Raw genomic sequence first — 11778 nt, 5'->3', positions numbered from 1 at the left:
TTTCTCAGGCAACGACAACACGGAGGACCGCCATGTATCGCGTCTATTCCGGGCCCGCAGGTTCCGAAACACTCAGCCCGCTCGACAAGGGCCGCCATCTGTTCAAGGAATGCGCCTCGATGGACGAGGCCGTCAGCTTTGCCCAGCACCTGAAGGCGACCGGGCGGGTTGCGCTTTTGATAGAAGGCGACGACGGCACCCATCTTGCCCGGTCGGCACTTGCGAAAACGCTGCATCATCGCGGCAGCGAGCAGGTGCACGGCGCCGTGTAGCCAACCGATACGGCCTGCGCGTTCGCCCGTCCGCGTCGCACTGGACTGCGCAATCTTAACTTGCATAGGATGCCGCCCGCGAAATAGGGGGACGTCCGATGCGAGTTCTGTCCGTAGCATGCATACTGGTTTGCGGCCTAGGCTCAGCCCAAGCGCAGCATGCTCAAAAAGTTGCAGCGTCGGGAATGCCGATGTTGCTCACTCAGGCATGGGCGGCAAATCCGGATTGTACGCCCACTGGAGCGATTACGATGCGGGTCGTCTCTTCCCCAACGCATGGCCGCGTTAACATCGTACGCGGTAAGGTGTTTCCGAATTTTCCGGCTCACAACCCGCGCTCTCGTTGCAACGCCCGAGGGGTGACAGGTGTGAAGGCGATCTACGTCTCGCGACGCGGCTATACCGGCCCGGACGCAGCCGCGTTGGAAGTGATCTTTCCGAACGGAATTTATCGTCGTGGTACATTCGGGATTTTGGTGCGCTAGGCGTAGTTTCAGAAAACAGGAATTCTTTAGATGTCCGCAGCGGTATACCGCACTGCCCTGATCGTGGGCGCAGGATCCGGCCTGAGCGCATCCCTCGCGCGGATGCTTGCGAAGGCCGGGCTCAAGATCGCGCTGGCCGCGCGCTCGCCGGACGACCTCGCCGCGCTTGCCGGCGAGACTGGCGCGAAGGTTTTCAAATGCGATGCGTCAAATCAAGGGCAGGTCGAGCGCCTATTCACCGACGTCGAGGCCGCGCTCGGCGCACCGGATGTCGCGATCTACAATGCGAGCTTCCGAACGCGCGGCGCGTTGGTCGATCTGGTGCCGGCGGAGGTCGAAAAAGCCATTGCGGTGTCCGCCTTCGGCGCTTTCCTCGTCGCGCAACAGGCCGCAAAACGCATGCTGCCCAACCGGCATGGCGCCATCTTCTTCACCGGCGCGTCGGCCAGCGTGAAGGGCTACGCGAAGTCGGCGCCGTTCGCGATGGGCAAGTTCGCCTTGCGCGGGCTGTCGCAAAGCCTTGCGCGCGAACTGCAGCCACAGGGTATCCATGTTGCGCATTTCGTGATCGATGGCGGCATCCGCTCGGAGCGCCGGCTGGTGCCGGACGACAAACCTGATTCGTTGCTCGATCCCGATGCGATCGCGCAGACCTATCTCGATGTGCTGCGCCAGCGGCGTAACGCCTGGACCTCGGAGGTCGAATTGCGGCCTTGGGTGGAAAATTTTTGAGGGAGGGTCGTGCTCTATACTCAGCTCATTCCCGCGGAAGCGGGAATCCAGCTCTCGACTCTGGGTCCCCGCTTTCGCGGGGACGAACGGAAGGAGATTGTGGCTACACCTCCACCACCAGTCCATCCACCGCGCATTCGAGCTCCACATCGGCCAGATGTGCCAGCATGTCCTCGCTCAGATGCGTGAGGATGACGCGCTTTGCGCCGATCGCCGGCAGGTGTTGCCGTAGCACGGTCAGCGTCATGTGCGACTTCCGCAGCTTTTCGTACATGTAGCATTCGCAGATGAAGAGGTCGGCGCCGCGCGCGGCGTCGATGAGCGCGTTGGTCCATTCGGTATCACCGGAATAGCATAGCGTCTTGGCTTCGCTCTCGATCCGATAGGCGAGGCAGGGACCGGCGCGGTCATTATGCTTCACGTGAATCGGAGTGACCTGCATTCCGGCGAGCGGCTGCGCCACACCGATGTCGACCTCGCGCAGGTCAAGCTCGAATGCCAGCGTCCGCTCGCCCGGAAAAGCCAGTGCCATGGCGCGTGCGTACCAGTCGCGCAGGCCCGGAGGCCCGGCGATCAGCAGCGGCCGCGTTCGCTTCACATTGAGCTGCTGGTCCAGAATGAAAAACGGAATCCCGCCGAAGTGGTCGGCGTGGAAATGGGTCAGGAGGATGGCGTCGATCGCGCCGCGGTCGATCCCGGCTTTCTTCAGCGCCACCAGCGAGCTTGCGCCGCAGTCGAGAAGGATGGAGCTCCCGCCGTCCTCGACATGGATGCAGGTATTGAACCGGCCACCCGACCCGAATGCGTCGCCGCAGCCGGCGAGCTGCACTTTCATGTCACGTTCCTCAAGCCGCCGCCGCGACGATAGCGCGCTGGCGGGCCCAGTTCAGCGCGAGCCCAATCAGGGCGGCCCCGGCAATGGCCCAGCACAGGATCGGGATCCAGCTCAGCGCCACGGCCCATTCGGCGCTGTGGTGCCATCCGGTCCAGACCAGTCCCATCCGCAGGAACGTGGCGAAGGCGAGGGCGGAGAACAGGAGCCCAACCATCTTGCCTTCGTTCCCGCCTTCGCCGGTTGCAAACGCCGCGGTGAAAGCGCTCATCAGAATGCAGCCCCAGGCGGCGCCGGCTGCGAACTGGGCGATCACAAGGAAATTCAGCGCGGTCGCGAGCTCGGCCGCGCCGATGGCGACGGCGCCGGCGAGGCCGGATACGCCCATCACGCCGAACGACCCCCAGCGCCGGACAAGAAGACTCGCCGGAAACATCGCGACGTTGAAGCCGACCCAGAAGACCGGCGTCAGCCAGGCAATCTGCTCGGTGGAGTCGGTGAACTGGCGGAACAGCGGCGTGGTGTTGACCGCAAAATGCAATTGATAGCCGAGTGCCAGCACTATCATGGCAATTGCGAAGATGACGCGGGCGGTGGAGACCTGTGACGCCGCGGGAACAGCGGCCGGTGCGGCGAGGCGCTGGCTCGCGATCCTGCGCTCGACATGAGCCAAAGCGAATGTCGCCAGCACAAGCGCGACGCTCGACAGCACGAACGGGATGCGCGGGTCGATCCCGCGCAGGGTCAGCGCCAGATAGGGCGCGAGTGCACTCGCGACGCCATATCCGACGGTCACGATGGCCGTGAGAATTGGCAGGGACGGTTTCGCCGCATATTTGCCGAGCAGCATGATCGGCGGCGCCCGGAGCGCCGATGACGTCGCGGTCCAGACGATGGTGGCGGCAAAGAACATCCACTGGTTGGTGGAGCTCGCGCCATTGATGAATGGCAGGATCACGAAGGCGACACATGACACCAGCGTCACCGTCGCAACGATGCGCCCGACCTTGCCGATCATGCGCGACATGCGGTCGGCGCCGACACCGGTCGCGACGTCGAAGACGGTGAAGATCGCCTGGTCCATCATCAGGATCAGGATCACCGTGCCGGCGGCAATCCCGATATTGCCGGCGAGCGAGGGCAGGTAGATCGCATAGACGACCCAGCACAGGTTGAACAGGAATTGCAGCAAAGCGAGGTAAAGCGCAGTCGCGCCGGACACTTTTGGTTCGGATGCAATGTCGCTCACGGTTTCTCTCGCTTGGTCAGATCGGCACTCGCGTCGGCGATATACATGTCATTGCGGCAGGCGACGCGCATTTCGACGCTGAAGACCGCGCGCATGGTCAGCAGCGCGACAAAAATGCCGAGCAGGAGCGCGGCGTAAGCTGGCAGCGCGTGCGGCGACAGGCCCGGAATCCCGTACAGGATCAGCGCATCGTTGCCGCCCGGCAGCAGCGCGCAGCCGAGCCCCATCAGGATGCCGCCGAAAATATTGCGAAGCCATGACCAGCGCGGCCGCCAGTCGATCCGGAAGCTGCCGCGTTGCCAGGTCGAAGCGAACATGCCGAACAGCACCGCGCCAACCACGAACCAGCGGCCGTAGGCCGGCATCGGCCGTGTCCCGGCATGAGCCTCGATCACCTGTTGGAAGGTCGTGGTATATCCGGCCGAGCCGAAGATGAGAAAGATCAGGCCGCCGGCGACCCCCATCAGCAGGGCCGCAGTCGACAGGCGATAGGCGGGCGCGCAAACCAGCGCGCTGAGCTTGGAGCCGGCCTCACGGCTGCGCCATATCCTGACGAACTCGTAGACAACGAGCATCAGCAGAACGACGACGATATATGGTGCGGTAGCCACTACGCCGGGGATCTGGCTCGGCGCCGGCGCGGGTCGCACAATCGTGCCGGTCCCGAGCAGTGCGACAAATATCAGAACGCCCAGCACGAAGCCGAAGACCGTGAGCAGCATCCCGATTTCGCCATCGACCATGCGGGCCATTGTTGCATAGGCGCACGCGCCGTTGACGCCGGCGCCGATGCCGAACAGGAGCCCGCCGAACATCGCCGTAAGGGTGAGTTGCCATCCGGCAAGCCCGGTTGCCGTCTGCGGGAGCAGGAGAAACACCGGGACCGTAATCGCAAAGACCCACAACGCGGATTTGACGATGCTCGCGAACATGTAGCCGGTGCCGGAATGCGTGAATTCGGCGACCGCACGCACCGTGCAGATGCTCGCGCGATGGGCAGCGAATCCTAGGACGGCGGCCAGGATGCAGGCGATGATCAGATTCAGCATGTGCGGTGCAGAAGCTGCGGATTGTAACCGCATCGAGTCATCTTGGAACTTAGCGGCGAAACCCTGCCCGGCAAACATGAACGGCCGCGCCGTGCTCGGGACAGCCTGGGGACAAGCTGGGGATAGCTAGGGGACAGGATGTCCGATCCGCACAGGAAAGGTCACCGCAGACGACACATCGGCCGATTGCTACGGCTCGCTGCAACCCCATTCGCGGGTTCCGGAAGCGGCGCTAACTATATGAAATGGATGGTAAAAAGCTCCGGCTTGGAGCTGCGGAATTTTTCCCCGGAAGCCCCGAACGGTGCTATAGTGCAACACGATAATGAAAATTCAGGGCCGCTGGGCCGGCCTTGACGCGGGTAGGGCGAACCTGTCGCGCAGGATGGAGTTCAGCGTGCTAAAATCTCACAGGTACACGTTGGGGCAAACGGTCCGCTATATCGCTGGGCCGATGAACCGGGCGACCGCAAGCGGCACCTACAAGATCATCAAGCTACTCCCGCTGGATGGCGACGAGCATCAATATCGGATCAAGAATACCGAAGAAGCGTTCGAGCGCGTGGCGAAAGAAAGCCAGCTCGACCGATATCGGTAGCCGAGCAGGCTTGATCGAAGCGATCAGGCGCGGTTGATGCGTGCACGCAGGTCGGCAAAGCCGTCCTGCAGACGAACCTTGAGGCTGTTCCAGTTCGTTTCTACCACGTCCCAATTTACCATCGGGCGATTCTGGGTTGCGCCGGGCCCTGCCGCGACCGTCGATGTGTGCATGCTGTCATGATAATAGGCGCCCGCGATCAACAGCAGGGCGCCGAGAACCATTCCGAGGATCAGTCGCATCGACGTTGTCTCCGTTGGTGGTAAATCCGGAAACGGTGCCGATCCGGTCGACACCTCCGGGTCGGTTTGGCATCAGAAAAACAAACGAATCGCGTGCGGCTTGGGACTGGCGATCCTGTGACGTTCGCCGCACTGTCGGCAAGTTGCCGGATCAAACGTGGTGGATCAGCGGAAGTTCCATCACGACAGCGGCGAAGTGAGGTTCGGGATGCCGATTTTCATCACGCAGGGCCGATACACGCGCGATGCCCTCAAAGGTATGGTGGTCAGCCCGGAAGACCGGGCGGACGCCGTCGGCCGCCTGCTGGCAAAAGCCGGCGGGAAACTGATCGGCTATTATCTGACATTCGGCGAATACGATTTTCTGGTGATTGCCGAAGCGCCCGGAGCCACCCAGATGGCAGCCGTGCTGTTGGCGGCTGCGAGCGGCGGGGGCGTGAGCGACCTCAAGACCACACTCGCCATGAATTCGGTCGAGGCCAAGGGAGCGTTCGCCGCGGCCAGCGATCTGACGCATATTGTCCGTTCGCCGGGAGGCGTCTGACCGGGCATTTCATGTGCGAAGTGTCTTGCTTTGGCCGGCTTTCGGGCGTCCAATTTACCGCAACGGCAGCTGGGGCGGACTTGATGCCGGACTTAATTCAGCATGGGTGAGATGACGTCCTTTCCGCTTTGGGCCACGGTGGCTCTGGCCGCCGTGTTGGCAAGTGTTGCAGTGGTCGCCATCGTCCGGTTTGGCGGGCGCGCGGTCGTCGCTGCAGGGGTAACGGCCGTCCTCATCCTTGGACTGGGTGTGGTCGCGCTCGACCGGCTGGACGCGCAGGACAAGGCGGATCAGCGCCGTGCCATCGAGGCACGCGTCATGGCGCTCAACGCCCAGGCGCTGCTGCCGAACTCCAATCTCTCCTGTCTTGACGCCGCAGGCGGGGATCTGGTGCACGAAGCGTGCGAAAAATCGATCTTCGCCGGACCGGAGCAGGTCACGGCGGCGCTGAATTATGTCGGTGCGCGGCTGGACGTTCTGCGGGAAATCGCAGCGCTGCAGGATCGCGACGAGACAGCCTATGAAAGCCTGCGCGCGCCGATCGTTCGCAGCCTCGAGGCCGATCGCTTCGGGCTGGTCGCTCAGGTTCTGGTGGCGCGTGACGATTGCCAGCCTGCGGCCTGTTACGCGTTCGATATCCTGCCGCGCCGTGACCGGATCGTGGACAACATGAAGGCGCGTGCTTACGACGCGCGGGTGACCCAGTTCGCCGCGACCTGGAACGAGAAGGTTGGCGCGCAGCCAGGCGCCGTGCTGGCTTCGCAGGGCGCACCGTCGCCGCAGCCGCCATCGCCGCCTCACACGCCGTTGAATATCGACTTCCCCACAGCGGACTCGATTCCGGCGGTCAGTATCATGTCGAACGAGCCGGGGCGGACCGGACAGAACGGGGTTGGCGCGGCGCCGCGACCGGAATCTCGTCCGTCGCAGCCGCAGCCCTCTACCGCTCCGCCGCCGCAGGCCGCTCAGGCGCCGCCACCCGCACCGCCGGCACGCCGTCCGGCTCAGAAAGCCCAAGCACCGCGCGCGGCGCCTCCACCATCTGCGCCGACCCCGCCGCCGGCCGCCGCTGACCCGTTCCCGGTGCCGGTGGGTTCAGCGCAGACCACCGGAACGCAGCAGCAATAGGCGTCCGAAATCTGAGCGGCTCGCCGATCTGCGGCCTTCCTTTGCCGTGTTGGCACAGGCATCCTGCGTGCCATGACGCGCGCGGGTGATTCATGTTTGCTTCGGTTCTGATCGCCAATCGCGGCGAGATCGCCTGCCGGATCGCACTTACGGCGCGCCGGATGGGCCTTCGCACCATCGCGGTCTATTCGGACGTCGACGCCGATGCGCCGCATGTCCGGCAATGTGACGCGGCGTATCTCATCGGAGCCGCACCGGCGCGTGAAAGCTATCTCGACGTGGAAAAATTGCTGGCCGTGGCGCGGGAGAGCGGAGCCGCCTGCATCCATCCCGGCTACGGCTTCCTGTCGGAGAATGCCGACTTTGCCGAGGCCTGCGCGCAGGCCGGTATCGTTTTCGTCGGTCCGTCGCCCGCGGCGATCCGCGCGATGGGTCTGAAGGACCGCGCCAAGGCCTTGATGAGCGAGGCGGGCGTGCCGGTGGTGCCCGGCTATCACGGCGACCAGCAGGACGACACCTTTCTGAAACGCAAAGCCTATGAACTCGGCTATCCGGTGCTGATCAAGGCGATTGCAGGCGGCGGCGGCAAGGGCATGCGGCTGGTCGAGCGTCACGCCGATTTTGACGCATCGATCGCGGCCGCGCGGCGCGAAGCGGCGTCCGCCTTCGGCGACGACCGCGTGCTGATCGAAAAATACATCACCGCGCCCCGCCATATCGAGATCCAGATATTCGCGGACAAGCGCGGCAACGCGATTCATCTCTACGAGCGCGATTGCTCGCTGCAGCGCCGGCATCAGAAGGTGATCGAGGAAGCTCCGGCGCCGGGCATGACCGACGACCTGCGTGCACGCATGGGAGCGGCGGCGGTCGCGGCGGCGAAGGCGGTTGGCTATGCCGGAGCCGGCACGGTGGAGTTCATTGCCGACGGTGCAGGCGGACTGAAGCGGGACGGCTTCTGGTTCATGGAGATGAACACGCGATTGCAGGTCGAGCATCCGGTCACCGAGGCGATCACCGGTTTCGATCTGGTCGAATGGCAATTCCGCATTGCCGCCGGAGAGCGGCTTCCGGTGACCAACCAGACCGAGATCCCGCTGCGTGGTCACGCGGTCGAAGCGCGGCTCTATGCCGAAGATCCCGAGCGCGGCTTTCTGCCGTCGACCGGGCCATTGGTGGCTTTATCTTTTCCGGACGCGGACGGGCTTCGGGTCGACAGCGGCGTGGAGCAGGGCGGGGAGATATCGCCTTATTACGATCCGATGATCGCCAAGCTGATCGCACACGCAGACACCCGCGAAGCCGCGCTCGACCGTCTTGGTGCAGCACTCGACAGCACGATTGTCGCCGGTCCGCGCACCAATCTCGCGTTCCTTTCCGCCCTGTGCCGCTCGCCGGATTTCCGCGAGGGCAATTTCGACACCGGTTACATCGCGCGCCATCATGGCGAACTTGGACTTGATGCGCAGGGCATCGATGCGCCCGCGGCGGCAAGCGGTGCCGCGCATCTGATCGCCGGCGCGCGTGCCGAAACAGCCGTTCCGGATGCGCCGGTGTCGCCATGGGACATCGCCGACGGTTTTCAACTCTCTGGCGTGCGAGCCACGAGGTTGCCGATTGTGGTCAACGGCGATCCGGCGCAAGCGGTGCTGGATGTCTCGACCCGGCCATGGCGCATTTCGGTTCAGGATGCGGAACCGGATCCGGCCGCCACGTTGATCGAGGTTCCGAACGCGGTTTACGTCTTGAGGGGTGGCCGGCAGACGCTCGTGAGCATAGCGGATTTCGAGGCGATCGATTCCGACCATGCTGCTGGCGACGGAACCGTGCGCGCGCCGATGCATGGCAAGTTGCTCGCGCTATTGGTTGCAGCGGGCGAGGTCGTGTCGAAGGGGCACCGCCTGGCCATCATCGAAGCGATGAAGATGGAGCATGCCTTGGTGGCGCCGCGCGACGGCGTTGTGACCGAGATCGCGGTGGCGGTGGGCGCCCAGATTGCGGAAGGTGCCCGCATTATGGCGATCGGAGAGCGGAGCTGACCTGTGGAGAGCGCGGGACGAGACCTTTGACGGCGGCGCATCGCGGCCAGTATGGAAGGGTATGCCGCTTCATCTGATCAAATTGTGCGTGGGCTGCGATTCCGTCGACGAGTTGAAATCGTGGGTGGCCGCCCGCCTGAAGGAAAAGAAGAAGCGTGGGCAGAAGCCGGAACACATCCACACCACCCGTATGGTGCCGAAACGGGCCGACGAACTGCTGGATGGCGGCTCGCTGCACTGGGTGATCAAGGGCCAGGTGATGTGCCGCGAGCGCATTCTCGACCTTCGCCCATTTGTGGACAAGGACGGCATTGGGCGCTGCCGCATCGTCCTGGACGGCAAGATCAAGCTGGTTGTTCCACGGCCCTATCGGGCGTTCCAGGGTTGGCGCTATCTCTCCGACGAGGACGCGCCCGGTGCGCTCGACCGGGCGGCGCGCGGGGCCGCCGCCATGCCCGAACACTTGCGCCGCGAGCTCAGCGAGCTGGGATTGCTTTGAGCTTTCCGCGCCGGCTTTGCTATAACGCAAACCAATAATTCCGATCCGCGCTCAGTCTGGATGGTGGCGCAGCCGTTCCAGCTTCGGGCCGGCCGTGTGTGGAGGAATGGCATGATCATCGGCGACCAGAACGAAGTCACCACGGCGGTCCTCCGGGCGATGGAAAAGACGCCGGACCCGCGGCTGCGCGAACTCGTCACCCTGATGATCAAGCATCTGCACGGTTTCATCCGCGAAGCAAAGCTGAGCGAGGAAGAGTTTCATCAGGCTTGCAATTTCATCGTCCGGCTCGGGCAGAAATCCGATCCCTCGCACAATGAAGTGGTGCTGATGGCGGGTTCGCTCGGTGTCTCGGCGCTGGTCTGCCTGCTCAACAACGGCAACAAGGGGCAGACCGAAACATCGGCTTCGATGCTTGGGCCGTTCTGGCGGCTGGATTCTCCGAAGACCGAAAATGGCGGCTCGATCGTACGCTCGCCGACGCCCGGTCCGGTGTTGTTTGCCGAAGGCACCGTCGTGGATGGCGCGGGTGCTCCGATCGCGGACGCCGTGGTCGATGTCTGGCAATCCTCGACCGAAGGGCTCTACGAGAACCAGGACCCGAACCAGGCCGACATGAACCTGCGCGGGCAATTCCGTACCGATGCGCAGGGCAAGTTCTCGTTCCGTAGCATCCTGCCGGCCGGATATCCGATACCGGTCGACGGGCCGGTTGGCGATTTCATTCGCGCGGTCAAGCGGCCGCACAATTACCGGCCTGCGCATATCCACTTCCTGATCTACAAGCCGGGCTTCAAGACGCTGATCTCGCAGATCTACGTCAACGACGATCCACTGCTCGAGACCGACGTGCAGTTCGGCGTGACCAAGGCGCTGATCGGAAATTATGTGCGCCACGAGCATGAGGTGCCGCCCGCGCCCGACGTGACCGGGCCGTGGTATTCGTTCGACTACACCTTTGCGATGGAGGCGGGCGAAGCGAAGCTGCCGCGTCCGCCGATCTCCGGAAAGGCGGTCAAGGAGACGCCTTCGCCGGCGCTGGCGACCTGACGGCCGCTCGTCCGGCATGGAATACCCGTGCCGTTTCACAAGTGATTGAAAGCGGGGCACGCTCTCTTGCACCTGCGCGTGTGCTGAGCTAGCAAGCGGCCCCCGCAATAACTGCTGCAACCTGCATGAACGCTTTTCGACGGCTCGCGACACTGGCGCTTGCCTCTGCGCTGTCCGTCGCTCCGTCGCTTGCTTTTGCACAGTCCGGATCTGGTAATCCTTTTCCAACACCGATCGGCAAGCCACCGGCCACGCCGGGCGGCAGCAAGCCATCGGCCGGCACTGGAACCGTGGTCGGCAGCGTGGCAACCGTGAAGCCTGCCGCCAGCGTCGCCCGCGGTGGCGCCGGTGCAGCCGGGCTGAACAAGGGCGACGACGTTCGCAAGGGTGACCGGCTTTCGACCAATACCAGCGGGGCGCTCGGCGTGACCTTTGACGACGAGACAACGTTCAGTTTGTCCGCCAATGCGTCGATCACGGTCGACGAATTCATTTATCGCAAGGGCGCGCGCGGCAATGCCGTCGTCAGCGTCACGCGCGGCACGGTCGGCTTTGTCGCCGAACAGGTCGCCAAGACCGGGGAGATGCGGATTACCACGCCGACCGCGATCGTCGGTGTGCGCGGCACCACCGGCGTTGTCGAAGTGGGGGCGGGCGGCGTCACCAACGTCAAGCTCTACGAGGATGAAAACGGGACCGTCGGCCGCATCGAGATTTTCAATCGTCAGGGACAGCGCCTCGCCGAACTGACCCAGGCCGCAACCGGCTACGCCATCCAGATCGTGGCGCAGCAGGTCGTCGCCAACGCGCTGACCATCTCGCCGCAGCAACTGGTGCGTGACCGCAACATCGTTCGCAATGTCTTCAACTTCAAGAATCTCGGCCGCGACATCATTAACCAGCGGCTGAACCTGCGTGACCTGCCGCGCAATATACCGGGTGCGCCGCAACTGCCGTCGATACCGGGCCTGCCGTCGATCCCGGGCTTCCCGCGGTAACGGAGAGCGAATATGGAGTGGCGAATAGGCGACTATTCGCTACTCGCTAATTCGCTATTCG

At 63.7% G+C, this 11778-nt stretch carries 13 protein-coding genes; 9 read left to right on the top strand and 4 right to left on the bottom strand.

Annotation, left to right across the window (positions count from 1 at the left end; genetic code table 11):
- The first annotated feature begins 32 nt into the window (after positions 1-32).
- Positions 33-272 carry a hypothetical protein gene (locus tag AC5I5I_RS23645; RefSeq protein WP_495977219.1) on the top strand — a complete coding sequence of 80 codons (240 nt, stop codon included), beginning with the start codon at positions 33-35 and terminating at the stop codon, positions 270-272.
- Positions 273-787: 515 nt separating this feature from the next.
- Positions 788-1489 carry an SDR family NAD(P)-dependent oxidoreductase gene (locus AC5I5I_RS23640; protein WP_495977218.1) on the top strand — a complete coding sequence of 234 codons (702 nt, stop codon included), beginning with the start codon at positions 788-790 and terminating at the stop codon, positions 1487-1489.
- 103 nt (positions 1490-1592) lie between these two features.
- On the opposite strand, the gene AC5I5I_RS23635 is transcribed toward AC5I5I_RS23640, so the two are convergent.
- Genes AC5I5I_RS23635 through AC5I5I_RS23625 form a run of 3 tightly spaced genes read right to left on the bottom strand, consistent with a single transcriptional unit; the run spans position 1593 to position 4619 of the window.
- Positions 1593-2324, bottom strand: coding sequence for an MBL fold metallo-hydrolase (locus AC5I5I_RS23635; RefSeq protein ID WP_495977216.1), 732 nt, complete (start codon positions 2322-2324; stop codon positions 1593-1595).
- Positions 2325-2334: 10 nt separating this feature from the next.
- Positions 2335-3570: an MFS transporter gene (locus tag AC5I5I_RS23630; protein ID WP_495977214.1), complete on the bottom strand. Its 1236-nt coding sequence runs from the start codon at positions 3568-3570 to the stop codon at positions 2335-2337.
- Entirely contained in the window at positions 3567-4619 is a 1053-nt protein-coding gene (locus tag AC5I5I_RS23625) for a YeeE/YedE thiosulfate transporter family protein (protein ID WP_495977212.1), read from the bottom strand. The genes AC5I5I_RS23630 and AC5I5I_RS23625 overlap by 4 nt, the downstream gene beginning before the upstream one ends.
- Positions 4620-5073: 454 nt before the next feature.
- Between AC5I5I_RS23625 and AC5I5I_RS23620 the strand changes: the two genes are divergently transcribed.
- Positions 5074-5217, top strand: a complete 144-nt coding sequence (locus AC5I5I_RS23620; RefSeq protein WP_495977210.1) for a hypothetical protein — start codon at positions 5074-5076, stop codon at positions 5215-5217.
- Between the two features lie 23 nt (positions 5218-5240).
- Here AC5I5I_RS23620 and AC5I5I_RS23615 read toward each other — a convergent pair whose 3' ends face one another.
- The gene (locus AC5I5I_RS23615; protein WP_495977208.1) at positions 5241-5459 is read right to left on the bottom strand and encodes a hypothetical protein; all 219 of its coding nucleotides are present in this window, start codon (positions 5457-5459) and stop codon (positions 5241-5243) included.
- 160 nt (positions 5460-5619) lie between these two features.
- Between AC5I5I_RS23615 and AC5I5I_RS23610 the strand changes: the two genes are divergently transcribed.
- The 6 genes from AC5I5I_RS23610 to AC5I5I_RS23585 all read left to right on the top strand — a co-directional run bounded on the left by AC5I5I_RS23610 (position 5620) and on the right by AC5I5I_RS23585 (position 11717).
- On the top strand, positions 5620-6003 hold the full coding sequence (locus tag AC5I5I_RS23610) for a GYD domain-containing protein (RefSeq protein ID WP_495977207.1): 384 nt from the start codon (positions 5620-5622) through the stop codon (positions 6001-6003).
- Positions 6004-6105: 102 nt separating this feature from the next.
- Entirely contained in the window at positions 6106-7131 is a 1026-nt protein-coding gene (locus AC5I5I_RS23605; RefSeq protein ID WP_495977205.1) for a hypothetical protein, read from the top strand.
- 92 nt (positions 7132-7223) lie between these two features.
- Positions 7224-9170 (top strand): acetyl/propionyl/methylcrotonyl-CoA carboxylase subunit alpha, encoded by a 1947-nt coding sequence (locus AC5I5I_RS23600; protein WP_495977203.1) that lies wholly within the window; start codon positions 7224-7226, stop codon positions 9168-9170.
- A gap of 61 nt (positions 9171-9231) precedes the next feature.
- Positions 9232-9669, top strand: coding sequence for a DUF1489 family protein (locus AC5I5I_RS23595; RefSeq protein WP_495977201.1), 438 nt, complete (start codon positions 9232-9234; stop codon positions 9667-9669).
- A 111-nt stretch (positions 9670-9780) separates the two neighbouring features.
- Entirely contained in the window at positions 9781-10719 is a 939-nt protein-coding gene (locus tag AC5I5I_RS23590) for a dioxygenase family protein (protein WP_495977199.1), read from the top strand.
- 125 nt (positions 10720-10844) lie between these two features.
- On the top strand, positions 10845-11717 hold the full coding sequence (locus AC5I5I_RS23585; RefSeq protein ID WP_495977197.1) for a FecR family protein: 873 nt from the start codon (positions 10845-10847) through the stop codon (positions 11715-11717).
- Positions 11718-11778: the final 61 nt, after the last annotated feature.

It is taken from the genome of Pseudorhodoplanes sp., assembly GCF_059499825.1.
Note: the sequence above shows the minus strand (reverse complement) of the source record. Positions and strands in the feature narration are given on the sequence as shown.